Raw genomic sequence first — 26,843 nt, forward strand, 5'->3', positions numbered from 1 at the left:
CGTTAACCAAGAGCTGCGTGGTATCTGTAGGAGCGGGCTTGCCCGCGAAGAGGCCAGAACAAACAACACAACAGAAAAATCAAAATTTGGCTTTGGCTTTGGCTTTGGCTTTGGCTTTGGCTTTGGCTTTGGCTTTGGCTTCTGCGAGAGCGCAGCGATTCGCCTGCTCTTGATCTTCGAGCGCGCAGGTTCAGGCGACGCAGATTCGCGACTTCAGGAGGCTGAGCAGAGGCGTCTGGAGGGCCAGGTGCGCTAGCACCCTTCGGCGTAGCCGAAGGCGCGAGATGTAGATTTGCGCAGCAAATCGTAGGCCGCGCGGGCCCGGAAGGCGCCGGCGCGAAGGGACCCGAAGCGCAGCGTAGGGCCGTATGTAGGAGCGAGCGGTTTTGCTTACTTTTCCCAAGAGAAAAGTAAGCCGCCGTAAAGGCGGAAGGGGCCAGTGGCGGCGCTACATCAAATGGATAATCTCGCAACCCAACCCCCAACCCCCAACCCCCAACCCCCAGAATCATCCCTGGCCTGCTTCTTGCCTGATCATTTCATGTAGTGAGTACTTACCTAAACAAGCGCGCCATTTGAGTTGTTTGGTAGCGCCCAGGTACTCGCCCTGAACGGCATGCAACCACCAGAGATGAGCCAACAATGCAAACAACCATCTCCCTGCGAATCAACGGTCAGCCCGTCGAAGTCAACGCCATGGCCGACACCCCCTTGCTGCTGATCCTGCGCAACGACCTGTGCCTGAACGGCCCCAAGTACGGCTGCGGCCTAGGCGAATGCGGAGCCTGCACGGTGATCATCGATGGCGTCGCCGCACGCTCTTGCGTGATCCCGCTGTCCGGCGCCGCCAACCGCGACATCACCACCCTCGAAGGGCTGGGCAGCAAGGCCGCGCCGCATCCGGTGCAGCAGGCGTTCATCGATGAGCAGGCGGCCCAATGCGGCTACTGCATGAATGGCATGATCATGACCGCCAAGGCCCTGCTTGACCGCATTCCCGATGCCAGCGACGAGCAGATCCGCAACGAGCTATCCGGCAACCTCTGCCGTTGCGGTACCCACGTCGAAATCCTGCGCGCCGTGCGCCGCGCTGCCGGCCGCCTGGCCTGAGATCCGGAGCTGAACATGAACCACTCACAACACGTTCCCAGCCGCGAGCAACTGCTGGGCAAAAGCAACGTATTGCTGATCGTCGACCAGATCACGCCGCCCTCAGGCCCGGTGGCCAAGGGCGTGACGCCCACGCTCAAGGCCCGCGAGCTGGCGCTGTTTCTTGCGGTCAGTGACGACGGCATGGTCTACGCCTTCAACGGCCACGTCGACCTAGGCACCGGCATTCGCACCTCGCTGGCGCAAATCGTTGCCGAAGAGCTCGACCTGCGCATGGATCAGGTGCACATGGTACTGGGCGACACCGAGCGCGCTCCCAACCAGGGCGCGACCATCGCCAGCGCAACCTTACAGATTTCCGCCGTGCCGCTGCGCAAGGCCGCGGCCACGGCGCGGCGCTTCCTCCTGCAGCAGGCCGCCCAGCGCTTGGCCTGTGCGCCAGATGCGCTGCGCATGGAGGAGGGCGCAGTGATCAGCAGCGACGGCCGGAGCCTGCGTTTTGCCGAGCTGGTTCAGGGCGGAAACCAGCAACTGCCGATTGCCGACGATGCGCCGCTCAAGGCGGTAGACGACTATCGCCTGGTCGGACGCAGTGCGGCGCGGGTAGACATCCCTGGCAAAGCCACTGGCGAGCTGACCTACGTCCACGATATGCGCCTGCCCGACATGCTCCATGGCCGGGTGATCCGCCCGCCCTACGCTGGCCACGACAGCGGCGATTTCGTTGGCAACAGCCTGCTGGCGGTGGACCATGACTCCATCGCCCATCTCCCCGGAGTGATCGCGGTGGTGGTCATCCGCGACTTCGTCGGTGTCGTCGCCGAGCGTGAAGAGCAGGCGATCCGCGCCGCCCAAGAACTGAAGATCAGCTGGAAACCATACACCGGCAAGCTGCCGGATCTGAGCGATATCGCCCAGGCGATCCGCGACAACCCTCGCGTGCAGCGTACTGTGCTGGATCAGGGCGATGTCGACGGCGGCATCGCCAATGCCAGTCAGCGCCTGCGCCGCAGTTATCTGTGGCCCTATCAGCTGCATGGCTCGATTGGCCCGTCGTGCGCCTTGGCCGACTTTACCGAGGGGCCGATCCGCGTCTGGTCCGGCACCCAGAACCCGCACCTGCTGCGCGCCGACCTGGCTTGGCTGTTGGCGTGTGAGGAACAGCGCATCGAGATCATCCGCATGGAAGCCGCTGGCTGCTATGGCCGCAACTGCGCTGACGATGTCTGCGCTGACGCGGTGCTGATGTCCCGTGCGGTCGGCCGCCCGGTGCGGGTGCAACTGACCCGCGAGCAGGAGCATGCCTGGGAGCCCAAGGGCACCGCACAGTTGATGGAAATCGACGGCGGCTTGAATGCCGATGGCACAGTGGCCGCCTACGATTTCCAGACCAGCTACCCCTCCAACGGCGCCCCCACCTTGGCCTTGCTGCTCACCGGCGCGGTAGAGCCAGTGCCGGCGCTGTTCGAGATGGGCGACCGAACCTCGATCCCGCCGTATGACTATGAGCACATGCGCGTGACCATCAACGACATGACGCCGCTGGTGCGCGCGTCGTGGATGCGCGGTGTGTCGGCGATGCCCAACAGCTTCGCCCACGAGTCGTACATCGACGAGCTGGCCTTTGCCGCAGGCGTCGATCCGGTTGAGTACCGCCTCAAGCATCTGTCCGATCCGCGCGCCATCGACTTGGTCAAAGCCACCGCCGAACGGGCCGACTGGCAGCCGCGCAGCGAACCCATGCAAACCCCTGCCGAAGGCGATGTGTTGCGTGGCCGCGGGTTCGCTTACGCGCGCTACATCCACAGTAAGTTCCCAGGTTTTGGTGCCGCGTGGGCTGCTTGGGTTGCCGATGTCGCGGTTGACCGGCGTACCGGCGAGGTGGCGGTGACCCGCGTGGTAATCGGCCATGACGCCGGAATGATGGTCAACCCCGAAGGGGTGCGGCATCAGATTCACGGCAATGTGATCCAGTCGACCAGCCGCGTGCTCAAGGAACAGGTGAGCTTCGAGGAGTCCACCGTGGCGAGCAAGGAGTGGGGTGGCTACCCAATCCTGACCTTCCCCGAGGTGCCGGCGATCGATGTGATGATGCTGCCGCGCCAACATGAACCACCGATGGGCAGCGGTGAGTCGGCTTCGGTGCCGAGCGCGGCGGCCATCGCCAACGCGATCTTCGATGCCACGGGTATCCGCTTTCGCGAACTGCCGATCACCGCCGAACGGGTGCGCGCGGCGCTGAACGCTGAAAACCAGGCCCCTGAGCCGCCAGCGCAGCCTGCGAGCAAACGCTCGAAATGGTGGTTCGGCTCGCTCGCTGGGGTAATCGGTGCGGCATTGGGCATGGCCGCCACGGCGTTGCCCTGGCGCGCCGAGATCGCCCCGGTAACGCCACCGGCCGCCGGTAGCTGGTCGGCCTCGATGCTCGAACGTGGGCGCCAAGTGGCGGCGGCCGGTGATTGCGCGGTGTGTCATACGGTCAGCGGTGGCAAGGTCAATGTCGGCGGCCTGGCGATGGATACGCCGTTCGGCACGCTGTACAGCACCAACATCACCCCCGACCCGGAAACCGGCATTGGTCGCTGGTCATTCGCCGCGTTCGAACGGGCCATGCGCGAGGGCATCAGCCGCGATGGCCGACATCTGTATCCGGCGTTTCCCTACACCTCGTTTCGCACTATCACCGACGCAGACATGCAGGCGCTGTACGCCTACCTGATGTCGCAGACGCCGGTCCGCCAGGAGGCGCCGGCCAACCAGATGCGTTTCCCGTTCAACCAGCGCCCGCTGATGGCGGGTTGGAACGCGCTGTTTCTCAAGCGCGGCGAGTATCAGCCCGACCCGCAGCGCAGCGCACAGTGGAACCGTGGTGCCTATCTGGTCGATGGCCTGGGGCACTGCACTGCCTGTCATTCGCCGCGCAACCTGATGGGCGCGGAAAAGGGCGGTTCCAGCTATTTGGCCGGCGGCATGGTCGATGGCTGGGAAGCGCCAGCGCTGAACGCGCTAGGCAAGTCTGCGACGCCGTGGAGCGAGAGCGAGTTGTTCACGTACCTGAGCACTGGCTTTTCCGACAAGCACGGCGTTGCCGCAGGCCCCATGGGGCCGGTGGTCAGCGAACTGGCCAGCTTGCCGCAGAGCGATGTGCGGGCGATCGCCCATTACCTGACATCCCTCGACGGCACACCGCAGCAGGTTGCAGCCAAGCCCGCGCCACAAGTCGATTCGCAGGTTTCGTTGAGTAACGGTGAGCGCCTATTCAAGGGCGCCTGCCTGGCCTGTCACAGCGATGGGCTTGGGCCGAAACTGTTCGGCGTCAGCCCGTCGATGGCAGTCAATAGCAACGTCCATAGCGCGCTGCCAGACAACCTGCTGCGCGTGGTGCTGCACGGCATTGCCCATCCAGCAACGCCCGACCTGGGCTACATGCCGGGGTTCAAGGACAGCTTATCGGACCGCCAGGTAGCCGACCTTGCCGCTTACCTACGCCAGCGTTTTGCTGGCAGCCAGCCGGCCTGGGAGGGGCTGCAGGCCAAGAGCGCTCTAGTGCGTGCCAATCCTGGCAGCCACTGAAGCTCAGCGACGCAGGCCGCGCAGGGCCAGGTCGCTGATGAACGCCAGCCAGTCGGACTTGGCCTGCTTGTCGGCCAGGTCCACGGCAAGGAAGGAGCTGAGGGTGTACCGATTGGAGTTATAGAAGTAGCACAGCGAGGCGATCATCAAGTAGGTGTGCTTGATGTCGATATCGGCGCGGAACAGGCCCTGGGCCTGGCCCGCCTCGATGATTGGCCGCAATACGCCGACCGCCTCGCCGGACAGCGCCTTGAGGTTCTGCGACTTCTTGGCGTGCTTGCCCTGATGAAGGTTTTCCGTGGCCAGGATGGTGACGAACTCCGGGTGGCGCACGTAGTAGTTCCAGATGAACGCCACCAGTTCGCGCAGGGCGTTTTCGGGGTCGCAGAGGTCCAGGCGCAGCTTGGCTTCGGCTTGGTTGAAGCTTGCGTAGATATGCTCCAGCACGCTGATGAACAGCTGCTCCTTGTTGCCGAAGTAGTAATAGATCATGCGGTCATTGGATTTGGCCAACGAGGAGATCTGCTCGATGCGCCCACCGGTGAAGCCTTCCTTGCTGAACACCTTCACCGCGGCCTGGAGGATGTTGTGTTTGGTGCGGTCGGCCTGCTGGGCGCGAACGCCGGTTTTGCGAGTCTGCATGGGGGATCACTGTGCGGCTGGCAAGAGCGCTAACACTGCCATAGACCCTAGGGCCTTTGCGCGGCTTTTTCAGCACAACGGTTAATGATGCCAATGAGGTAAGCGAACATGCAGCATCTGGATCTGCAGGTCATCGACAAGGCCCTGCAATGGGCGCGGGCCGGCGAGACGATCTGGCTTTGCACGGTACTGTCCACCTATGGCTCGGCCCCACGCTCCCCAGGCGCGATGCTGGTCAGCAATGGCGGGCTGGAGTACGTCGGCTCGTTGTCGGGTGGCTGCGTCGAGGAGGAGTTTCTCGCAAGCCTTGGGCGCGGAGCCTTTACCCAGTCGGCGCAGGTGGTGCGCTATGGCGATGGGCAGGCGCAGAGCCGTCGTTTGCGTTTGCCGTGCGGCGGCGTGTTGGTGGTGTTGGTCGAACGTCGTGAATCGAATGCTCGCTGGCTGACGCATTTGCAGGCGCTGCGCAGTGCGCTCCTGGGCCAGCAGCGGGTGGCGCGCAGGATCGCGCTGGCAAGCGGCGACTTCCAAGTTTATGCCGACAACAGCGTTGCCGTGCGCTTGGGCGAGGAGGTGGTGGAGATCGGCATCGGTCCGGCACTGCGATTGTTGCTGGCTGGGTTATCCCCGGTGGCCGAGGCCTGCGCTGCTATCGCCCGCACCCTCGGTTGCGAGGTCATCGCCTGTGATCCGCGTGAAGAGATGGCGCATGTGCAGCTTGAAGGCGTGCAGATGCATCGCGTGCTGCCCTCGTTGTTCATTGCTGAGGGTGGCTGCCATGGCGCCACGGCCGTGGTCGCGTTGACGCACGATCCGAAGATCGATGATTTGGCCTTGCTGGAGGCGGTCAATACCCAGGCATTCTACATCGGCGCCATGGGTTCGCTGGTAACTTCCGCCAAGCGCGCTGAGCGCTTGCGGCGTATTGGTGGATTGACCGAGGCGCAAATCAGGCGCTTGCACATGCCAATCGGTCTGGACCTGGGGAGCAAGTCGCCGGCAGAGATCGCGCTGGCGGTCATGGCGGACGTATTACGGGTGTATCGAGGGAAAGCGCGGGACGCCTTGTAGGACGGTTTTTGCCGGCAGTGGCATCGAGCAAGGCGGTAATTTGTAGGAAAGCGCGCTTTTCTTCCTCAATGCTTGTAGTCCAATTCCCAATGGCGTCGTTTCCCTGCTCAGTCCATTGTGACACCCCGGCGGCAGGTCTAGTCTCGCTATGCCTGTCGCGCTTCACCCCAGCATTTGCCGGTTCCACGGGCAGAGATTCGCGTAGGGTTGCGTTGAATCGGTCTGGCAGGAGCTTGGGTGTGGCGCGAGAGGTTCTATCGATCATGGACAAGAGAAGGGCGGCACAATGGACGACCAAACGCTGTTGAACCAGATTATGAAATTGAAGACCACAGGTGTAGCCACGTTTGCCTGTGATACGCCCAAGGGCAAGGTCGAGCTGCTCCGGGTGATGCCAGGGCTGGCGGCCGAAGAGGTGCTGCAGGATGTGGTGAAAATGTTGAGCTGTATGACCGAGCTCACTCGCCGCGCCATGGCCCGGCCGGACGATGTGGAAGTGTTGATGCGCTCGGGTTACTACCTCAATGGCATGGCCAAGGCGTTGGTCGAGGATCTGTTGCTGGGCTTGCATGGCGAGTCGGGCGCTACCGCGCATTAAGTTTTGCGGACATCGGCCTTTATCGGGGGACACGTCGCAGCGGCGCACCGCCGCTGCTAATGAAAGCGCAGCGATTCGCCCGTTCCCCTCATTATTGAGCCGAGGTACCCAGCAATGCCTCGATCTCAGCCAAGCTCTTCTTCGCCGGCGCACAGGCGATCGGTTCGAAACGATAACCCAGCTTGTCGTCAGCGATAGCGATAGCAGCAGTATCGTTAGGCAAAGGCGCAATCATGGCACCACGCTTGTCCGAAAGGCCGCAGTAGGAAGCCGGCAACGTGAAGGCAGCGAAGGCAATTGCCTCGCGTGCTGGTCTTTCATACGTCGATTTGCGTGAGAGTTCGGCCATCGCAGTCAGCGCTATCAACGCGCACAGGTAGATCGCCACCACCGCAGCCAAGTCAGGCAACGCGTCATATTTCTGTTTTTTGCGCATGCTGAAGTAGTCGCGCACCATCGAGCGCAGCATCAGGAACAACGAGCCGAACACCACCGCCCCCAGCGCTATCGCCACGCCCGCCGACCACAGTGACACCGTCATGATCACACTCAGCAGAAGTTGTGCGCCGACCAACTCGCGCGGTGGCAAGTGGGTCAGCTCGGCAATGACGTGATCGGCGAGAACCTTCGAAAGTGTCGCCACCCCGATCGCCAGCAGACCTGCCAGGGATTTCCACGGCAGGCGGTCGCGCAGTTTGCTGATCTCGAAGTAGCAGTACAGGAAGGCCATTCCAGACAACCAGGTCAAACCCAGCAGTGATCGGCCGAAGAGAGGGTTGAGCGGCATGCCCAGCTTGGCCAGGGCGCCAGTGGCGTAAAGAACCACGGCAAAGAAGCCGAAGATCATCATCACATGCCGCGTCAACGACCAGTCCTTGACGATCAGGTAGCGGCGATAGCACCAGACCCGTTTACGTGGTGTGGCATAGACATTGGCGCCATAGCCCGATAACGCTGGGGCGATGATGAACAGGGTGACGCAGAGCAGTACCTCAAGCATTGCCGTTCCTTGTTTTATCTCTCTTGCCCGCCGGTCGAGCTAGCGACCGGCGCGGCGTCCATGGGTGCAGTGTGCACGTGGCGTGAGTTGCGATTGTGCAGGCCATGGCAGAGAGATACATCCCTAGGGACGGCATTTCGGAAGCGTCTGACGTGATGCAGAAGCTTGGTTGTAGGAATTGTTAACCACAACGCCGATGGAAGGGGCTGGGCCTGCGGTCAGGGGAAAATGGTCAATAGCGCTCAAGGCCAGCTCGATTGTTTTCGTTTCTGAACTACTCAGCACGTCCCCAAACAGTGCAGGCATGCTTTAAAATGAGTCTCCAAGCACAATAATTTTGCCTTTAGTTGGTTTTAGCTATGCATGTTGCATATAAATCGATATTCGAATTGCTGACTTTTTCCGCCTGCACCTGGTACCGCGTAAGCGGCCCACATATTGCTCTAGCTGCTGCCATCGACAACCCGGAGCCCCAGCCATGAGCGCGCCCAGCGAATTCCCCCTCTCAGAAGCCCCTCAATCAGCCCGCAAGGGCCTGCTACCGATTGCCATGGTCCTGTTCAGCTTCACCTTCTTCACCGGCACGATGTTCGCCGGTGGCAAGTTGGGCATGGCCTTCAACTTCGTCGACATGCTGTGGATCGCGACCATTGGCAACAGCTTGCTGGCGCTGTATGCCGCCACCCTGGCTTTCATCGCCTCGCGCAGCGGTCTGAACACGGTGCTGATGGGGCGCTTCTGCTTTGGCGAGGCAGGCAGCCGGCTTTCGGATTTTCTCCTGGGCTTTGCCGAACTGGGCTGGTACGCCTGGGGCACGGCGACGGTGGCGATCGTGCTGGTCAAGCTTCTTGGTCTTGCCGATGGTTTTACCATCCCGCTGATGGTGCTGTTTGGCCTGGGCTTCAGCATCACCGCAATCATTGGTTTCAAGGGCCTGGACCTGCTGTCACGGGTGTCGGTGCCCTTGATGTTCGTCCTGCTGGTGGTGTCGATGGTCATCGCCACCCGCGATGCCGGGGGCTTTGCCGGGCTGGCGGCGGTCATGCCGCATGAGGCGATGAGCTTTTCCGCGGCGGTGACCATGGTCTTTGGCACCTTCGCCAGCGGCGCCACCCAGGCCACCAACTGGACGCGGCTGTCGCGCAGCGGGCGGGTGGCAGTGACTGCGAGTGTGGTGAGTTTTCTGCTGGGTAACGGGCTGATGGTGGTCGCGGGGGCCTGGTGTGCGATGGTCTACCAGCAGGCGGATATCGTCGAGGTGATGATCCTTCAGGGCCTGTCGTTCGCGGCGGTGGTGATGCTCTGCCTGAACCTGTGGACCATCCAGGGGCCGACTATCTACAACGTTTCGGCGGCGGCCTGCCATTTGCTGCGCAGCGAGCGTCGGCGCACGGCGACTCTGGTGGCGGCGGCGGTAGGCATCGTGCTGGCGATTGGCGGTATGTACGAGTTGCTCATCCCGTTCCTGGTACTGCTGGGCTCGATCATTCCACCCGTGGGCGGGGTGATCATGGCCGACTTCTGGTATCGCCACCGTGGTCAGTATCCGGCCTTGGCGTCGGTGAGCCTGCCGCGCTACAACCTCAAGGGCTTGTCGGCCTACGCGGTGGGCGCGTTGTTGGCCTATTGCTCGCCGTGGGTTGCGCCACTGGTGGGGATTGGCGCCTCGGCGCTGTGCTACATCCTGCTGCTTGAACTCAGTGGCCGGCGGCGCACCCTGGCGCAGGTCGAGCCGTGAGCCTGGCGCTGGAAGAGATCCTCTCCTTGCCTGGGCTGCAGGACATGGTGGTTCGCGCCGGGGCGCGCAACTTGCAGCGGCGCGTGCGCTGGCCTTATGTGGCGGAGAACGAGGGCATCGCTGAGTGGGTGATGGGCGGCGAGCTGGTGTTCGTCACCGGCATCAACCATCCGCGCGGCGAGGCCAATCTGTTGAGCCTGGTCGAAGACGGCGAGGCGGTTGGCATTGCCGGGATGGTGATCCTCACCGGCGGTACGTTCATCCAGGGTATTCCGCCTGCGGTGATCGCGCGCGCCGAGCAGTTGGGCCTGCCGCTGATCGAGCAGCCCTATGCGCTGAAGATGGTGGTGGTCACTCATTTGATCGGCACGGCGTTGGTGCAGATGAGCCAGGTACGGCGCTCGCGCAACGATATCCTGGGCCAATTGCTGACTGGGGATTACCCAAGCCTGGCCATCGCTCGCCAGCGCGCAGCGCATCTGGAACTGGCGCTGGATATGCCGCGGCGTTTGGTGGCGCTACGCCTGTCAGCGGTCGATGAGTTGTTCGAGCGCCATGGTCCGTCGCACGGTGAGCGTCTCTGGCAAAGCACCCGCCAAGCGCTGGAAGACCATCTTCACGCTTGGTGCCGCAATCGCCCAGGCGCGGTGATGGCGCAGTTGCCAGGTGATCTGTTGGTGCTGTTGTTGGCCGAGGATGGCGACCTGCGCATGGCCTTGGCCGAGTTGCATCGGCAACTGCTGGAAGTGGCTGGGGAGATGGGGCTGTACATGGGGCTGTCGAGCCTCGCCGAGGACTGCGCACATTACCGCCAGGCCCTAAACCAGGCGCGCCAGGCCCTGGAGGTGGCGCAAAACCTGCGCCCAGCCACGGGGCTGTGCGACTTCAGCGAGCTAGGTGTATTGCGCTTGCTGCAGGGTATCGTCGACCGCTCGCTGATCGACGACTTCGTCGCCCAGACCCTCGGCCCGCTGATCACGCCTGGGCGCAAACACCCGTACTCGCTGGTGCATACCCTCGACGCGCTGCTCAAGGAAAACGGCAATGGCCTGAAGGCCGCGCAGCGTCTGGGCTTGCATCGCAACACCATCAACCAACGTATGCAACGTATCGAGCAATTGAGCGGGCAGTCGCTGGACGACCCGCTTTTCCGTATGAATGCTTCGGTCGCTATGCTGATATGGCGCATGACCGAAGCCCAAGGCAAGGAGTAACCCCATGAACATCATCAACGCACGCCTGCGTGGCAAACCCGGCCTGTTTCGGATCGAACTCAATGGCGAGCGCATCGCCGCCATCGAGCCGCAAACCGCGGCGCTGGCGCTGAGCAATGCCGATGACCTGGACGCCCAGCAGAACCTGGTGGTAGCGCCGTTCATCGAGCCGCATATCCACCTCGATGCCACGCTCACCGCCGGTGAGCCGAACTGGAACATGAGCGGCACGCTGTTCGAGGGCATCGAGCGCTGGGCCGAACGCAAAGAGCTCAACACCCACGAAGACACCAAGGCTCGTGCCACCAAGACCATCGGCATGCTGGTCGATCACGGCATCCAGCATGTGCGTACCCACGTCGACGTGACCGACCCCAAGTTGACAGCGCTCAAGGCGATGATCGAGGTGCGCGAAGAAGTCCGTCACCTGATCGATCTGCAGATCGTGGCTTTCCCGCAGGAGGGCATCGAGTCGTACGCCAATGGCCGGGCGCTGATGAGCGAGGCGGTGGCGATGGGCGCCGATGTGGTCGGTGGTATTCCGCACTTTGAGAACACCCGTGACCAGGGCGTGTCGTCGATCAAGTTTCTGATGGACCTGGCCGAGCGCAGCGGCTGCCTGGTGGATGTGCACTGCGACGAGACCGATGACCCGCAGTCGCGCTTTCTCGAAGTATTGGCCGAGGAGGCGCGGGTACGTGGCATGGGCGCGCGGGTCACTGCCAGCCATACCACGGCCATGGGCTCCTACGACAATGCCTACTGCTCCAAGCTGTTTCGTCTGTTGAAGATGAGTGGGATCAACTTTGTTTCCTGCCCGACCGAGAGCATCCACCTGCAGGGGCGTTTCGATACCTATCCCAAGCGCCGTGGCCTGACCCGGGTGGCCGAAATCGACCGGGCGGGGATGAATGTGTGCTTTGGCCAGGACTCGATCGTCGACCCGTGGTATCCGCTAGGCAATGGCAACATCTTGCGCATTCTCGAGGCGGGGCTGCACATCTGCCACATGCTCGGTTATGAAGATTTGCAGCGTGGCCTGGACCTGATTACCGATAACAGTGCCCGCACCCTCAACCTGGGTGAGCGCTATGGCATCGAGGTGGGGCGGCCGGCGAATCTGCTGTTGTTGTCGGCGCCGGATGATTACGAGATGGTTCGCAGCCAAGGGCATGCGTTGGTGTCGGTGCGTGCTGGCAAGGTATTGATGCGCCGCACGCCAGCGCAGGTTCAGCGGTTTGCTTGAGGTGTAGAGGCTGGGGCTGCAAAGCAGCCCCCACAATCTCAAACCTTGCGATTAGACTACGAGGTTTCAAGGCAAAGGCCATCCGTAAATGGACCCGCTTTACCTCATCGCGCTGGGCGCCATCGTTGCCGGCTTTGTCCAAGGCCTCTCCGGTTTCGCCTTCGGCATGGTCGCCATGTCGTTCTGGGCCTGGGGCCTAGAACCGCGTCTGGCCGCGTCGCTGACCGTATTCGGCAGCCTCACCGGCCAACTGATCGCGGTGTTCAGCGTACGCCGCGGTTTCAGCTGGCCGTTGCTGTGGCCGTTCGTACTCGGCGGCCTGGCGGGCATCCCGCTCGGGGTCTGGGTCTTGCCCTATCTGGACATGCTCTGGTTCAAGGCGGTATTTGGCACCTTGCTGGTGCTCTGGTGCCCATTGATGCTGATGGCGCCACGCCTGCCGCGTCTGCAAGGCAACCGCCTGGCCGACGGCGCCGTGGGGATGGTTGGTGGCGCGCTGGGTGGCATCGGTGGCTTCACCGGCACCGTACCGACGCTGTGGTGCACCCTGCGCGGCTTCGACCGCGATACCCAGCGTGCGGTGATCCAGAACTTCAACCTGTCGATGCTGCTGGTGACCATGCTCACCTACCTGGGTACCGGAGTTGTCACGCAACAGATGCTACCCTCGTTTGGCGTGGTGGCCTTGGCGATGGCGCTGCCGGCTTTGTTGGGCACGCGGCTCTACCTGGGGATCAGCGAACAGACCTTCCGCCGGCTGGTGCTGGGCTTGTTGACCTTGTCCGGGGTGGCCATGCTGATTGCGTCGGTACCCGCGCTTGTAGCCCGTTAAGAGCAATTCACAATTGCCCCACAGGCCGATCGGTGGCAGGCTTTGCCGGCGCTTTTGCATCACCCATACTGCGAACAATAAGGAACCGCCAAGGTGAGTTGGGAAAAAGTCGGGAAGTCCCTCGTGGGCCTGTTGGTCGTCGGCGCCTGCGCAGCAGGGCTGTATACCGCCTTCAAGGAAGAACCAGCCCTGCAGGCACGCCTGACCTACGCCTACCTGACCTACCCGAGCCAGTTCAACGAGCGCATCAGCAAGGCCAATGACTTGCTCAAGTACGAGCGCCTGCATGAGCGGATGAGCGATATCAGCAAAGGCCTGCTCGGCCACCAGCAGCTCGACAAACTGGTCGACGTCGCCCAGGAACCCTACCTGCAGCTGTTCGCCAAGCCGTTCGAAGCAGGGCTGGTCGACCATCGCACCGGCTTGCAGATCGAGCTGGAAAATACCAGCGATAGGGCACTCAAGGACGTGCAGATCCGCCTGCCGGCCAAAGGCCTGGTGCAGGTGCGTGACGATGCCGGCAACGATGCGATTCCCCAGGCGGCGACCAATATCATCGACATTCCCAGCATCGCCGGGCGTGCGGCGTGCAAGGTGTGGATCTATTTTGATTCGGATTACTCGCAGATTCGCCAGGGTGGCCTGAGCATCCGCCATGCCGATGGGCTGGCACAGATCAGCACCTACCGCGAATACATAGGCTTGCCCGCAACGGTGGCCAAGTACAGCCAGCTGCTAATGGCACTGCTGGTGGTACTGACCCTGGCGGTGCTTGGCCTGGCCTACACCTGCCTGCGCCGAGAGCGCAGCGCCTCGAGCGCGTCCAGATAACTCACTCGTCGTGCAGCGCCAGGCCCTGGCGCAGTTGTGCAAGCATCGCTGTGCGTAGCTGCGCGGGCGCGTACAGCTGAATCGCCCCGGCGTGGGCCAGCAGCCAGCCCAGCAAGGGGCGATTGTCTTCGACGGTAGCCTCAAGGTGAGCGCTGCCGTCTTCCTGATATTCAAGGCGCATATCCGTAGAAAGCGGCTGTTGTTGCAGGCGCTGGGCCAGTGCTGGGTTGACCCAGGCGCTTAACGCCACCCGCTGTGGCCGGTCGAGGTCGTTTGGTTGCAGCAGCTGCGCCTCGCCCAGGCTCAAGCTCGGTTGCCAGTACCAGCCATAGGGCATGCCTTTGCTGTTGCAGTGTAAAGGGAACAACCCGGCCAGCTCATTCAGATCACGTTCCACCGTACGCTTGCTGGTTGGGTGACCAACCTTGGCCAGCGCCTGTTGCAACTGGGTGGAGCTCAAGCCCGGAGGGTAGTCGGGCAGCAGCCTGAGCAACTGCCACTGACGGGCGATGGTGTGGCGAGTGGGATTGCTGGGCAAAACACGGATCCTTGGCGCAGCGGGTGGCTCGCCTAGCTAGTGGCAATTGGCTATTCCTGCGCAGCATACCTTGGCGCAGGATCGGATCCAAATTTAGTTAGCGCCTTCGCGCAACGGTTGCTGGATGACTTCGTATATTGCAGTTCCCTCGACGACTAGCGTGCCTTGCTCATCCCAGAGTTTTCCTCTGGCATAACGCCTATGTCCTCTGGACATGTATTGGGTACCGACGCCGACGAAGCGCCCAGGAGTGACAGGCACCCGCAGTTGGATATCCAGCCCAGTACAGCGGGCCGCTTGGTCACTGGCGAGCATGGCGAAGACTGCCGGCCCCATGCATTCCTCGATCATCGCCGAGAGCATACCGGCGTGGATAAAGCCCTCTTCGTTGGTCAGGGATGACGTAGCCGTGAACAGCACCTCGGCCTGGCGCTTGACCTTGTGATACAAGATCAGCTGCCAGCCGAGCAGGCTGGCGGCGTGAGGCAACGAATGCTGGCCATCTGTGGTTCTGCAGAACAGCGTGTCCTTGTCCATCAGGTGATGCGCTCCATAGCCGAGGGCATCACCTAGCCTGCAATGGACAGTGGGGCAGGTCTACTGGCAAAAATGCCAGGTGTGCAGCTAGGCCTTACCTGCTTGCAGGCCGGCTCAACTGCGCCACCCATTTGCCCCCGCTATTGCCCTCTTTGAGCTGGCGCAGAGCCTGGGGCAGCTCAGCGAAGTCGAACAGCCGGCGTTGCGGGGTGAGCAGTTGGCCGTCGGCGACGTGTTGCAGCAACTGCTGCGCTGCGGCCCGCAGTGCCTGATGATCGAGCAGGCGGCCGTAGGCGTGAATGCTGTTCAGGGCGACTTCATGCAGTGAAATCGCGCTGCTGAAGGCGGGCAGTGGCGCGGTTTCCTGGCGGTCCTGGATGCATACCAAGTGGCCGTTGTAGCCGAGCAGAGGGGCGAGGCTGGCAGCGTGGGCGCCGCTGACGGTGTCGAACAGCGCATGCAGAGGGCGCTCGCCCAAGGCGCTGTGCAACTGTGCCTGCCACTGGGCGTTGTGGTAGTCGAACACATCGATCACCCCTAGGGCCTTGAGCGCTGCATGGTGCTGCGGGCCGGCAGTGGCCCATACGCGCAAGCCGCGTTGGACGGCCAGTTGCGCGAGATAGAACCCAACCGCGCCACCGGCGCCAATTACCAGCACATCGCTTGAGGCGCCTGGGGGGACCTTGGCCAGTGCCTGCCAGGCAGTGATGGCGGGGCAGGGCACGGCGGCAGCGACGCTGTCATCAATAGTGGCTGGCAATTGCATGAGCAAGTAGGCGTCGACCAGGCAGTACTCGGCGAAGCTGCCATCGCGTGAGAGCGACTGGTGATAGGCGACGCGGGTGCCGAGCGGAATGTCCACGCCAGCGCCGACGGCTGCGACGACGCCAACCCCGTCAACCCCGGGCACGGTGCCCTGGTGCCAGTCGGGGTGGCCCCATTCGCAGATCTTCCAGTCCACCGGGTTGAGGCCGATGGCGCGGTTGGCCACCAGCACTTCGCCGGGGCCAGGTTGCGCCAAGGGTTTGCTGATCAGTTGCAGGCCATCGAGGCCAGCGCCTGGGGTCCAGCCCCAGGCTTGGTAGGTGTTGGACATGAGGGAGTCCTCGGGTTTAGGGCGTGTGGTTGTGTAGGGTAGTGCTGGCCTCTTCGCGGGCAAGCCCGCACCCACAGGTATTGCACCCACCTGTGGGTGCGGGCTTGCCCGCGAAGAGGCCGGATCTGTCCCGAATCACTATCAGGCTGTCTGCAACGTTGGGTAATCAGTCAGCCCTTGGGCATCCCCCCCAAACAGGGTGGCGCGTTCATGCTCGGCCAGCGGCGCATGCTGGCGCAGGCGCTCGGGCAGGTCGGGGTTGGCCACGAACGGCCGGCCAAAACCGATCAAGTCAGCCCAGCCCGCTTGTAGCGCCTCACGCGCACGCTCGCCAGTGTATTTGCCGGCATACACCATCACCCCTGGGAACAACTCGCGCAGTTGTTGCTTGAAGGTCACCGGCATGTCTGGCGCATCATCCCAGTCGGCCTCGGCGATATGCAGGTAACCAATACCGATCTCGCCCAGCCGCTTGGCGGCTGCGGTGTACGTGGTGACTGGGTCTGCATCGACACAGCCATTGAGGGTCGTCAGCGGCGCCAGGCGTACGCCGACCCGGCTGCGCTCGCCAGTGCCATCGACCAACGCGCGGGTCACTTGATCGAGAAAGCGCAGGCGGTTTTCCAGCGAACCGCCATAGCCATCGGTGCGGTTGTTGGCCTCAGAGTCGAGGAACTGGTTGACCAGGTAGCCATTGGCGGCATGCAGCTCGACGCCATCGAAGCCAGCTGCCATGGCATTGCGCGCGGCCTGGCGATACTGCTCGACAATTTGCCCGATCTCCTCTTCAGCCAGTGCTCGCGGCTGCGATGCCTGGACAAAGCCTGGGCTGCCATCGGGGTTGTCGATGAACACATTGACCCCGACCGCCTGCACCGCCGAGGACGACACTGGCGCCTGGCCGCCGAGCAAGCTGCTGTGGCTCAAGCGACCGACATGCCACAGCTGGGCAAAGATCCGCCCGCCTGCGGCATGCACTGCTTCGGTAACCAGCCGCCAGCCGTCGATCTGCTGCTGGCTGTAGATGCCTGGCGTGCGCGCATAGCCCTTGCCCAATGGCGAGATCCAGGTGCCTTCGCTGACGATCAAACCGGCGCTGGCGCGCTGGGCGTAGTACTCGGCCATCAGCGCCGTGGGCACGTCACCCGGTTGCGCGGCGCGTGAGCGGGTCATCGGCGGCATAAGAATGCGGTTGGGCAACTGCAGGCCACCCAGTGGCAGGGGTTGGAACAGCGGGTCGTTGCGCATGGCGGTCTCCGGGGAAAGTCGATGGGGTGATTCTCGGCAGCGGCGCAGCAGGGAAACAGCCGCCGTGAGGACAATCACTTTTGCCGCCACGGCACGAGTGGGCGCGCGGTGTCGCTTATGCAGTTGCGCGAGCCATTCGTGCTCGGCGCACAAAATTGATTTCTGCGCGCCGCTATTTTTCTCCGGCAGCCATTTGCCAAGAATCCGCCTCACTTTCCGCTCACCGAGGCATCTTCCATGACCGTTATCAAGCACGCCCTGCTCCTGCTCGCCACCCTGGCCAGCCTGTCGTCGGCCCTGGCTGTCCAGGCCGAAGAGTCGTCAGCGTTCGTCGAGCGCACGCAAACACTCAGCGCCCGCGCCCTGAAAAACTGATGCTGTTCTGCATGGAATCCATCCATATGAAACTCTCCAGAAGTGGCGCAGCCGCAGCGTTCGCCTTGACCCTGGCCGCCGTGCTGGTCGGCTGCGGCCCGCAGGCCGAGCACAGCGCACCGGCCCTGCCAAGCGTAGTGATCAGCCAGCCCTTGAAATCCACCGTCAGTGACTGGGACAGCTTCACCGGCCGCTTCGAAGCCACCGATTCGGTCGAGGTGCGCTCGCGGGTCAGTGGCTACCTGGAAAAGGTAGCCTTTACCGATGGCGCGATCGTCAAGAAGGGCGACCTGCTGTTCGTCATCGACTCGCGCAGCTTCCAGGCTGCCGTCACCCAAGCGCAGGGCCAACTGGCCCAGGCCCGTTCGCGGTTGTCGCTGGCCGAGCAGGAGTATGCCCGGGCCAGGCTGCTGATCAATTCCAAGACCATCGCCCAGAGCCTTTACGACCAACGCCTGCAAGCGCGCGACGCGGCCAAGGCCGAAGTGCTCAGCGCCGAAGGGGTGTTGGCCAATGCGCGCCTGGAACTGGAGTTCACGCGCATCACTGCGCCCATGAGCGGGCGCATCAGCCGCAAGCTGATCAGCGAAGGCAACCTGGTCAATGGCGGCAGCAGTGGCGCGACCTTGCTGACCACCATCGTCTCGCTCGACCCGATCGACATCTATTTCGACATCGACGAGCAGAGCTACCTCAAGTACCGCCGCCAGTCCTCCGGCAACCTCACCGGCAGCCAGGTACGTATCGCCTTGCCGGGTGAGGCCCAGCCCTCGCTGAGCGGGCGCATGGACTTCATCGACAACCGCCTCGACCCTTCCACCGGCACCCTGCGTCAGCGGGCGCGGGTGAGCAATCCCGAGCTGGCCTTGAGCCCGGGCCAGTTCGGCCGCGTGCAGTTTTCCGCACGCCCTGCCTATGAGGCGTTGCTGGTGCCGGACACTGCAGTCGGCGTGGATGCCACGCGCAAGGTGCTGCACGTGCTCAATGCGCAGAACCGGGTCGAGCTGCGCCCGGTGCAGCTGGGCAAGCTGCATGACGGCTTGCGCGAAGTGATCAGCGGTTTGCAGGCGCAGGAGCGGGTCATCGTCGATGGCCTGCAGCGGGTACGCGCAGGCGACAGCGCCGTTGGCGAGCCGCGCAGCCTGAGCCGGGTGGCCAGTGCCAACCCAACGGGGGAGGCGCCACTATGAACCTGGGACGCACGTCGATCGACCAGCCGGTGCTGGCCATCGTCCTTTCGGTGGTGATGCTGATCGTGGGTGGCTTGGCCTACCTGGTGTTGCCGACCTCCGAGTACCCCGACATCGCACCGCCGACGGTGGTGGTCCAGGCGACCTATCCGGGCGCCTCGGCGCAGACCGTGGCCCAGACCCTGGCGATCCCGTTGGAGCAGGAGGTCAACGGTGTCGAGGACATGCTCTACATGTACAGCCAGGCGACCTCCGATGGCAGCCTCAACCTGACCGTGACCTTCAAGAGCGGCACCGATGTCGACAAGGCCCAGGTGCTGGTGCAAAACCGCGTCGCCCTGGCCACGCCACGGCTTCCGGAACCGGTGCAGCGCAGCGGCGTTTCGGTGCGCAAGTCGTCGCCGACCCAGCTGTCGACCATCTTCATCTCTTCACCCAAGGGCACTCACGATCAGCTGTACGTGTCGAACTTCGCCATTCGTACAGTGGCCGACACGCTCAAGCGTATCGATGGGGTAGGGGATATCAACCCGCTGGGGGCCCGCGAATATTCGATGCGCATCTGGCTGGACCCGGAGCGGGTCGCTGCGTTCAACCTGACCCCAGGTGACATCATTGCGGCGGTACGCGCACAAAACACTCAGGTGGCCGGTGGGGTGATCGCTCAACCTCCGGTAGCGTCCCAGGCGTTCCAGCCGAACTTGATCTTCGAAGGTCGTCTCAAAGAGCCGGCAGACTTTGACAACATCGTGCTCAAGTCGGGTGAGGCGGGACGTCTGGTGCGCCTCAAAGATGTTGCCCGCACTGAAATCGCCGGTCTTGCCTACGTCAACAACACCTACTACCTGCGCCATCCTGCGATTGGCTTGCAAGTGTTGCAGCGCCCCGGCGCCAACGCCTTGGCGACCATGCAAGTGGTCGAGCAGACCATGGCGCAGCTGAGCCAGGAGTTCCCTGAAGGCATCGAGTACAGCATCGGTTACAACCCCACCGCGTTCATCGCCGACAGCATTGGCGAGTTGGGCAAGACCATCTATGAGGCGGTGATCCTGGTAGTGCTGGTGGTGCTGTTGTTCCTCCAGGGCTGGCGGCCATCGATCATCCCGATCCTGGCAATCCCGGTATCGCTGGTGGGCACTTTTGCGGTCATGGCGATGCTTGGCTATTCGATCAACAACCTGACCCTGTTCGGCCTGGTACTGGCGGTGGGGATCGTGGTCGACAACGCCATCGTCGTGGTGGAGAACGTCGAGCGGCATCTGGCCGAGGGCAAGGGCCCGCGTGAGGCGACTATCCTGACCATGCAGGAAATCGGCGGCGCGCTGGTGGCGATCACCCTGGTGCTGTGTGCGGTGTTCATCCCCACCGCGTTCATCCCGGGGATCTCCGGTGAGTTCTTCCGCCAGTTCGGGGTGACCATCGCGGTGGCCACGGCGATCTCGCTGTTCAACTCGCTTACCCTGTCGCCGGCATTGGCAGCGATGATCCTGCGTCGCCATGGCGGCCATGCGCCGCTGCGCCGTGGTGTGCTTGGCGTGCCGCAGCGCGCTGCCGAGGCGTTCAACCGTGGCTTTGCCCGGTTGTCTGATGGCTATGCCCGCAGTGTACGCGGCCTGGTGGCGAAGACGCCGTTGATGCTGGCGCTGTACGCGGCACTGATCGCCGCCACCGGCTACCTGCTGGTGAGCACGCCCAAGGGCTTCATCCCGGCGCAGGACCGAGGCTACCTGGTGGTGATCGTGCAACTGCCCGATGGCGCCTCGCTGGAGCGCACCAACGCCATTTCTCAACAGATCGAAGCGATTGCCCTGCAGGTGCCGGGTGTCGACCGGGTGCCGACCTTCTCCGGTTTCTCGATGGTCACCGGGACCAATTCGTCGAATTCGGCGGGCCTGGCGCCGGTGTTCGAGCCTTGGTCCCAGCGCAAGCTGCACGGGCTGACTGCAGACAAGATCGCCGTCGACCTGCGCGAGCGGCTCAAGGCCGTCAGTGGTGCCTCGGTGATTGTCGCCACGCCGCCGCCGGTACAAGGGCTGGGCAGCACCGGCGGGTTCTCCCTGCGTCTGCAAGACCGCGCTGGGCTGGGCAGCGAGGCGCTGGCCAAGGCCACCGCCGAGCTGATCGCTGCGGCCAACGCTACGCCGGGCATGACCGGGGTGTACTCGCCGTTCTCGGCCAGCACGCCGCAGGTGTTCGTCGAACTCGACCGCGAGCGCGCCGAGATGCTGGGGGTGCCGAGCAGCCAGATCAACCAGGCCATCGAGACCTACTTTGGCTCGACCTACATCAATGACTTCAACCTGGTCGGGCGTACCTATCGGGTCACTGCCCAGGCTGACTTGCCGTATCGGGTCAGCCCTGAGGACCTGGCGCGGGTCAAGGTGCGCAACGAGGCTGGGCAGATGGTGCCGTTGGCCAGCGTAACCCAACTGCACGAAGCCCTCGGCGTCGAGCGCTTCCCACGTTACAACCTGTTTCCGACTGCTGAGATCAACGGCGACACCTTGCCGGGCCTGGGCTCGGACTACGCCATCCAGACCATGCAACGGTTGGCAGGCGAGCATCTGCCGGCGGGTATCAGCTATCAATGGACCGACCTCAGCTACCAGCAGACCACCGCTGGCAACATGGGCCTTTTGGTCTTCCCGCTGTGTGTGGTGTTCGTTTATCTGGTGTTGGCGGCGCAGTACGGCAGCTGGAGCCTGCCCCTGGCCATCCTGTTGATCGTGCCGATGTGTCTGTTGGCGGCGGCCGGTGGCGTGCGCCTGATGGGCCTGGATATCAACATCCTCACCCAGATCGGCTTCATCGTGCTGGTGGGCTTGGCAGCGAAGAACGCCATCCTCATCGTCGAAGTCGCCCGCCAGTTGGAGCAGCAAGGGCAGGCCATCGTTACCGCCGTGGTCGAGGCCTGTCGCTTGCGCTTGCGGCCAATCCTGATGACCTCGCTGGCGTTCATCCTCGGTGTGCTGCCGCTGGTGCTGTCTGAAGGCGCCGGTTCTGAAATGCGTCTGGCGGTGGGCTCGGCGGTGTTCTTCGGGATGATCGGCGTGACCTTGTTCGGCCTGCTGTTCACCCCAGTCTTCTATGTGCTGATTCGCCGCCTGGCCGGTGGCGAGCAGCGGCTTTCGGCGCAGCCTGCGGCTGCTGAACAGGACATCCAGCCATGAATACTCGTTTTCGTTTTCCCCTGCTGGCTTTCACTGCGGCGCTGCTTGGCGGCTGTGCCGCGCCGAGCTTGCCGCCGGACAGCGCCGCGCCGCCCGCGCAGTACACCAATGCCCCGTCCACGGCGCCGCTGACGATCACCACACAGTGGTGGCGTGGCTACCATGACCCGCTACTCGACCGCTTGGTGCAGCGCGCTATGGACGACAACCTCGATGTGCAGATTGCCTTGGCGCGCATCGATGCGGCGCGCGCCTTGCGTCAGGTCAGCGCCTCGGCTGGTAGCCCGAATCTGGACCTCGGTGCCAGCGCGGCTCGCCAGCGCACCTCGGCCTACCAGACTGGTTTTAGCGACGCGGTGATCGATGAGCCGGTGTCGCTGGGGGTGGGCGCCAGTTGGGAACTCGACTTGTTTGGACGCATCCGCGAAGGTGTGCGGGCCGCCGATGCCGAAATGGTTGCCAGCGAGGAGCAGGCGCGCGCGGTGCGCGTCGCCTTGGTGGGCGATGTGGTCCAGGCCTATGCCCAGGCGCGTGGCCTGGAGCAACGCCTGGCCATCGTTCGACAGAGCGCGCAGAGCCAGGCTGAGACCTCGCAGTTGAGTGAGCAGTTGTATGCAGCCGGCAGCAGCCCGCAAGCTGATGTGCTGCGCGCGCGGGCCCAGGCTGATAGCACTGCGGCGCGGGTGCCGGCGTTGCAACTGGAGTGGCAGCGTGCTGTGCATCGGCTTTCGGTGCTGCTGGCCATGCCCAGTGCCGAGTTGTATGGGCAGATGCAGCAAAGCCCGGTCAGCGTGCGCGAAGTGGCCGTGCAAGACGCCGGTACCCCGGCCGATCTGCTGCGCCAGCGACCGGATGTGAAAGCGGCGGAGGCCCGGGTAATTGCCGCCTATGCCCGAGTGGGCGTGGCCAAAGCCGAGCTGATGCCGCGCTTGAGCCTGTCGGCGGCAATAGGGTCTTTGATCAACGGCATGAGTGCTGCCAACCTGGCCAGTTCGACCTTCTGGCTGGCAGGGGTGAATGCCAGTGCGCCGTTGTTCGATGGCGGTCGGCGCAAAGCTCAGGTGGCGCTGCGGGATGCCGAGGCGCGCGAGGCGTTGCTGGCGTATCGGCGCACGGTACTGGTGGCAGTGGCGCAGGTGGAGTCGGCGTTGGCGGCGGCGCAGCGCAATGCTGAGCGTCAGGTGTTGCTCGCACGCTCAGCCGAGCAGGCGGGCTCGGCGCTGGAGCAGATTCGCCGGTCTTGGCAGGCAGGCGAGGCGCCATTGCTCGATGTACTGGAGGCCCAGCGTAGTCAGCTCAGCGCACAGAATGCGCTGGCAATGGTGCGCACCGCGCAGTGGCAGAACCAGGCCTTGTTGGTAAGTGCGCTGGGTGGGTAAGGCTTCAGGCCAGCGGTGGATGCTTCGCAGGCAAGCCCGCTCTCACAGGTATCGCATTGATTTCAGGCCGGCGTTGAGTCAGTACTGACTCAACGCAAATACTGCGAACGACTCGGACCCTGTGGGAGCGGGCTTGCCCGCGAAGAGGCCAGTAGGTTTAGAGCAAGGGGTTGCTTCAAACTTGATCGATCGGCACCCCGTGGTTGTTCTTCCACATCAGCACCACTGCACTGGCAATCACCGCCACCACAATCAGGTAGACATTGAACATCCAGCCGATCTGCTGCGAATACAACCAGGTGGTCAGGTATGAGGCGGTCCCGCCAAACACGGCCACCCCCAAGGAAATGCACACCCCAAACATCCGCGTGCGATAGCGCGTCGGAATCTGCTCGGAGATCGATGCCGGCTTGCAGCCGGTGATGAACGCCACCAGCATCAACCCGGCTGTCTGCGCCACCATCAGTGTCCATGGCTCGCTAGAGATCATGCCCCACAGCGGGAACAGCGTCGCGGCAATGCCCAGCAGCGAGATCAGCGCGCAGACCTTGCGCCCCCAGTGGTCCGACAGCCAGCCACACACCGGCAGGAAGGCCAGGTAGATCACCTGGGCAACGCAACTCATCATGAACGCACTGTGCGGATCCATGCCCTTGACGGTCATGGCGTAGATCGACGCCGAGGTCACCCAGGTGTAGTAGGTCAGGGTGGCTCCGGCTTCATAGAGGAACAAGCGCACGCCATGTTGCACGACCTGGCCGCGGCTCCAAGGCGCCTGCAGCGAATGGTGGCTGGCACTTGGGCTGTGCTCGCTCTCCATCATGTTGCGCCGCAGCCACAGGGCGACCACGGCCAGCACACCTCCTGTGGCGAACGGGATACGCCAGCCCCATTGCTGCATTTCTTCGACGCTGAGCACCGAGGTCAGCAGGGCCATGTAGAAGGTCGCCAGCAACGAGCCGCTGCCGACGGCGAAAAACACTGTGCTCGACCATAGCCCCCGGCGTTTCGGCGGGGCAATTTCGGCGATATAGGCGTAGGAGGTGGTGGTCTCGCCGCCATGGGCGAAGCCCTGGATCAGCCGCGCACCCAGCAGCAAGGCCGAGGCCCAGCTGCCAATGGCTTCATAGGAGGGGATAAAGGCGATCAGCAGGCTGGCGCCGGCCATCAGCAGCATGGTGCTGAGCAGCACGGTGCGCCGGCCGAGGCGGTCGGCGAGGATGCCGAAGACGATGCCGCCCAAGGGGCGCAGCAAAAAGCCTGCGGCGAACACGGCAAGGGTGGCCAGTAGCGCGGAGGTGGGGTTGCTTTTGTCGAACAGGGCGGCGGCGATGTACACCGAGGCGACGGTGTAGAGGGTCCAGTCGAACCACTCCAGCAGGTTGCCGACGCCAGTGGCGAGCAAGGATTTGCGGCGCAGGTTGACAGCGCCTGGCGTGGCCTGGGCCACGCTGCCGGGCAGGGTCTCGGTCATATTGTTCATTGTTGGCTCCGAGCGAAAGGGGCGGACAGCGCCAGGGCTGGCGCTGCCCGTACAGCGGCGGACGTCAGCTCGCCAGGTGCGCGAGCGCCACTTCCTCGATGCCAGCGGCGTCGAGCTTGTAGTGCTGGTAGAGGTGGGTCGGTGGTGCGATCAGGCTGTACTCGTCATAGATCCCATGGCGCTTGAGCTTGATCCCGACACCCTCGTCGGCCAGCACCTCGGCCACGGCCGCGCCCAGGCCGCCGAGCACGTTGTGCTCCTCGACCGTCATCATCCGCTTGCTGCGCGCGGCGGCCTGCAGGATCGCCTCACGGTCGATCGGCTTGATCGACGCCATGTCGATCACACCCACCGAACGGCCCTCGGCATTGAGCTTGCGCGCAGCGGCCAACGCCGGATGCACGGTGATGCCGCAGGCAATGATGGTCAGCTCTTCGCCCTGCACAAGCTCGGTGGCCTTGCCGAATTCGAAGCTGGCGCCGTTCTCGTAGATGATCGGGTCGCGACCACGACCGATACGGAAGTACACCGGTTTGTCGTAGCTGGCCGAGGCCTTGATCGCTGCGGCCAGTTGCGGCCCGTCGGAGGGCGAAACCACTGCCAGGTCGGCGATCGAGCGCATGGTGGCGATGTCTTCGGTGGCGTGGTGCGAGGTGCCGTAGAAGCCCAGCGAGATCCCGGTGTGGTGGCCGATCAGGCGCACCGGCTGCGCCGAGTAGGCGACGTCCATGCGGATCTGTTCGCAGCACAGCAGGCCGAGGAACGAGGCGAAGGTCGCCACGAACGGCATCACCCCACAGGTGGCCAGGCCGGCGGCGGCGGTGACCATGTTCTGCTCGGAAATGCCGAACTGGATGTAGCGATCCGGGAATGCCGTGGCGAACTTGTTCAGGCCGTTGGAATACTGCAGGTCGGCGGAGCCTGCCATCACCGGATGACCCTCGCGGGTCAACTCGATCAGGGCATCGGAGAGGTAGGAAAGCCCTGGGTTCATGGCGTTCAGGCCACGGTATTGCCAGGAGTTGGGGGACAGGGGGGCGCTCATGGTTCAGATCTCCTTGGCTTCGATTTCAGCGATGGCGCGTTTGGCGTCTTCAGGGTCCAGGTAACCCAGGTGCCAGCCCGGCTCGGTTTCCATGTAAGAAACCCCTTTGCCCTTGACGGTCTTGGCGATGATGCAGACCGGCTTGTCGCGGTTTTCGTCGGCCTTGACCTTGCGCAGGGTGGTGGTCACCTCGGTGATGTCGTGGCCGTCGATCACGTGCACCTCCCAGCCGAAGGCGCGCCATTTCTCATCCAGCGGCTCGACGCCGATGACATCGTCAACGCTGCCGTCGAGCTGGAAGCCGTTGCGATCGACAATCGCGATCAGTCGGCTGGCCTTGTGATGGGCTGCGCCCATGGCCGCTTCCCAGACCTGGCCTTCCTGCATTTCGCCGTCGCCGAGCATGACGAACACGTCATATTCATGGCCGGTGAAGCGCTGGGCCAGGCACATGCCCAAGCCGCCGGACAGGGCATGGCCGATGGAGCCGGACGAGAAGTCGATACCGGGTACTTTGCGCATATCAGGGTGATCGCCCAGAGGGCTACCCAGGCGTGTGTAGTCATCCAGCCATTGCTTGGGGAAGATGCCGAGGTCGGCCAGAATCGGAAATTGGCCGACGGCAGCATGGCCCTTGCCCATCAGGAAGCGGTCACGGCCAGCCCAGTTCGGCTCTTCTGGGCGCAGGTTCAGTACGTCGTAGTAAAGGGCGGAGAACAGCTCGGCGGCGGAGAACACCGAGGTGTAGTGGCCAGTCTTGGCGATCTCGATCAGGCGGATGGTTTCCAGACGGACGAATTTCGCCCGGTCGCGCAGGTGGGCGACGGTCTCGGCGCTAGGCACGAAATCGCTGGCTTTCCAGGCCTCGAGGGTTTTACGGGGTGTAGCCATCTCTACCTCCAAATGCAGGCATCGCAGGGTGGGTGT

Annotated in this window: 22 protein-coding genes; 13 read left to right on the forward strand and 9 right to left on the reverse strand. The window is 63.4% G+C overall.

All coding sequences use genetic code 11. The features are described from left to right. Positions 1-642 precede the first annotated feature (642 nt). Both ACI2JX_RS05840 and ACI2JX_RS05845 read left to right on the forward strand, forming a co-directional pair. Positions 643-1,110, forward strand: coding sequence for a (2Fe-2S)-binding protein (locus ACI2JX_RS05840; protein WP_186553604.1), 468 nt, complete (start codon positions 643-645; stop codon positions 1,108-1,110). A gap of 15 nt (positions 1,111-1,125) precedes the next feature. Further along, positions 1,126-4,683: a molybdopterin cofactor-binding domain-containing protein gene (locus ACI2JX_RS05845; protein ID WP_404689600.1), complete on the forward strand. Its 3,558-nt coding sequence runs from the start codon at positions 1,126-1,128 to the stop codon at positions 4,681-4,683. A 3-nt stretch (positions 4,684-4,686) separates the two neighbouring features. Here the strand turns inward: ACI2JX_RS05845 and ACI2JX_RS05850 are convergent, their stop codons facing one another. After that, the gene (locus ACI2JX_RS05850; protein ID WP_186553602.1) at positions 4,687-5,325 is read right to left on the reverse strand and encodes a TetR family transcriptional regulator; all 639 of its coding nucleotides are present in this window, start codon (positions 5,323-5,325) and stop codon (positions 4,687-4,689) included. Positions 5,326-5,433: 108 nt separating this feature from the next. On the opposite strand from ACI2JX_RS05850, the gene ACI2JX_RS05855 reads away from it, so the two are divergent. Beyond that, a complete protein-coding gene (locus tag ACI2JX_RS05855) occupies positions 5,434-6,396 on the forward strand; it encodes an XdhC family protein (protein WP_404689601.1) in 963 nt (320 codons plus the stop codon). A 316-nt stretch (positions 6,397-6,712) separates the two neighbouring features. Next, on the forward strand, positions 6,713-6,994 hold the full coding sequence (locus ACI2JX_RS05860; RefSeq protein ID WP_186553600.1) for a DUF3077 domain-containing protein: 282 nt from the start codon (positions 6,713-6,715) through the stop codon (positions 6,992-6,994). Between the two features lie 91 nt (positions 6,995-7,085). Here the strand turns inward: ACI2JX_RS05860 and ACI2JX_RS05865 are convergent, their stop codons facing one another. After that, a complete protein-coding gene (locus ACI2JX_RS05865) occupies positions 7,086-7,994 on the reverse strand; it encodes a hypothetical protein (RefSeq protein WP_404689602.1) in 909 nt (302 codons plus the stop codon). Positions 7,995-8,472: 478 nt separating this feature from the next. Here ACI2JX_RS05865 and codB point away from each other — a divergent pair, with 478 nt between their 5' ends. The 5 genes from codB to ACI2JX_RS05890 all read left to right on the forward strand — a co-directional run bounded on the left by codB (position 8,473) and on the right by ACI2JX_RS05890 (position 13,855). After that, positions 8,473-9,732, forward strand: a complete 1,260-nt coding sequence (codB, locus tag ACI2JX_RS05870; protein WP_264235988.1) for a cytosine permease — start codon at positions 8,473-8,475, stop codon at positions 9,730-9,732. Then, positions 9,729-10,946, forward strand: coding sequence for a PucR family transcriptional regulator (locus ACI2JX_RS05875; RefSeq protein ID WP_368972939.1), 1,218 nt, complete (start codon positions 9,729-9,731; stop codon positions 10,944-10,946). Before codB ends, ACI2JX_RS05875 begins: the two co-directional genes overlap by 4 nt. A 4-nt stretch (positions 10,947-10,950) precedes the next feature. Then, positions 10,951-12,192, forward strand: coding sequence for a cytosine deaminase (codA, locus tag ACI2JX_RS05880; protein ID WP_264235990.1), 1,242 nt, complete (start codon positions 10,951-10,953; stop codon positions 12,190-12,192). 88 nt (positions 12,193-12,280) lie between these two features. After that, on the forward strand, positions 12,281-13,024 hold the full coding sequence (locus ACI2JX_RS05885) for a sulfite exporter TauE/SafE family protein (RefSeq protein ID WP_264235991.1): 744 nt from the start codon (positions 12,281-12,283) through the stop codon (positions 13,022-13,024). Positions 13,025-13,117: 93 nt separating this feature from the next. Continuing rightward, a complete protein-coding gene (locus ACI2JX_RS05890) occupies positions 13,118-13,855 on the forward strand; it encodes a hypothetical protein (RefSeq protein WP_404689603.1) in 738 nt (245 codons plus the stop codon). A gap of 1 nt (position 13,856) precedes the next feature. Here the strand turns inward: ACI2JX_RS05890 and ACI2JX_RS05895 are convergent, their stop codons facing one another. The 4 genes from ACI2JX_RS05895 to ACI2JX_RS05910 all read right to left on the reverse strand — a co-directional run bounded on the left by ACI2JX_RS05895 (position 13,857) and on the right by ACI2JX_RS05910 (position 17,274). Then, positions 13,857-14,393: a WYL domain-containing protein gene (locus ACI2JX_RS05895; RefSeq protein ID WP_404689604.1), complete on the reverse strand. Its 537-nt coding sequence runs from the start codon at positions 14,391-14,393 to the stop codon at positions 13,857-13,859. 93 nt (positions 14,394-14,486) lie between these two features. Continuing rightward, positions 14,487-14,930, reverse strand: coding sequence for a PaaI family thioesterase (locus tag ACI2JX_RS05900; RefSeq protein ID WP_404689605.1), 444 nt, complete (start codon positions 14,928-14,930; stop codon positions 14,487-14,489). Between the two features lie 94 nt (positions 14,931-15,024). Continuing rightward, positions 15,025-16,026, reverse strand: a complete 1,002-nt coding sequence (locus tag ACI2JX_RS05905) for a zinc-binding dehydrogenase (protein ID WP_404689606.1) — start codon at positions 16,024-16,026, stop codon at positions 15,025-15,027. Between the two features lie 141 nt (positions 16,027-16,167). Continuing rightward, a complete protein-coding gene (locus ACI2JX_RS05910; RefSeq protein ID WP_404689607.1) occupies positions 16,168-17,274 on the reverse strand; it encodes an alkene reductase in 1,107 nt (368 codons plus the stop codon). 237 nt (positions 17,275-17,511) lie between these two features. Between ACI2JX_RS05910 and ACI2JX_RS05915 the strand changes: the two genes are divergently transcribed. From ACI2JX_RS05915 to ACI2JX_RS05930, 4 genes are read left to right on the forward strand one after another with little or no spacing between them, the layout of a single operon-like run. Further along, the gene (locus ACI2JX_RS05915) at positions 17,512-17,649 is read left to right on the forward strand and encodes a hypothetical protein (RefSeq protein ID WP_404689608.1); all 138 of its coding nucleotides are present in this window, start codon (positions 17,512-17,514) and stop codon (positions 17,647-17,649) included. 26 nt (positions 17,650-17,675) lie between these two features. Next, a complete protein-coding gene (locus ACI2JX_RS05920) occupies positions 17,676-18,839 on the forward strand; it encodes an efflux RND transporter periplasmic adaptor subunit (protein WP_404689609.1) in 1,164 nt (387 codons plus the stop codon). Beyond that, positions 18,836-22,009: an efflux RND transporter permease subunit gene (locus ACI2JX_RS05925; protein WP_404689610.1), complete on the forward strand. Its 3,174-nt coding sequence runs from the start codon at positions 18,836-18,838 to the stop codon at positions 22,007-22,009. Before ACI2JX_RS05920 ends, ACI2JX_RS05925 begins: the two co-directional genes overlap by 4 nt. Then, entirely contained in the window at positions 22,006-23,388 is a 1,383-nt protein-coding gene (locus ACI2JX_RS05930) for an efflux transporter outer membrane subunit (RefSeq protein WP_404689611.1), read from the forward strand. Before ACI2JX_RS05925 ends, ACI2JX_RS05930 begins: the two co-directional genes overlap by 4 nt. 175 nt (positions 23,389-23,563) lie before the next feature. On the opposite strand, the gene ACI2JX_RS05935 is transcribed toward ACI2JX_RS05930, so the two are convergent. The 3 genes from ACI2JX_RS05935 to ACI2JX_RS05945 form a co-directional block, all read right to left on the reverse strand. Further along, positions 23,564-24,871, reverse strand: a complete 1,308-nt coding sequence (locus tag ACI2JX_RS05935; RefSeq protein WP_404689612.1) for an MFS transporter — start codon at positions 24,869-24,871, stop codon at positions 23,564-23,566. A 64-nt stretch (positions 24,872-24,935) separates the two neighbouring features. Then, a complete protein-coding gene (locus ACI2JX_RS05940; RefSeq protein ID WP_404689613.1) occupies positions 24,936-25,916 on the reverse strand; it encodes a transketolase family protein in 981 nt (326 codons plus the stop codon). A 3-nt stretch (positions 25,917-25,919) separates the two neighbouring features. Continuing rightward, positions 25,920-26,807, reverse strand: a complete 888-nt coding sequence (locus tag ACI2JX_RS05945) for a transketolase (RefSeq protein ID WP_404689614.1) — start codon at positions 26,805-26,807, stop codon at positions 25,920-25,922. Positions 26,808-26,843: the final 36 nt, after the last annotated feature.

The organism is Pseudomonas sp. NPDC088890, from assembly GCF_044900155.1.
Classification (GTDB): domain Bacteria; phylum Pseudomonadota; class Gammaproteobacteria; order Pseudomonadales; family Pseudomonadaceae; genus Aquipseudomonas; species Aquipseudomonas urmiensis.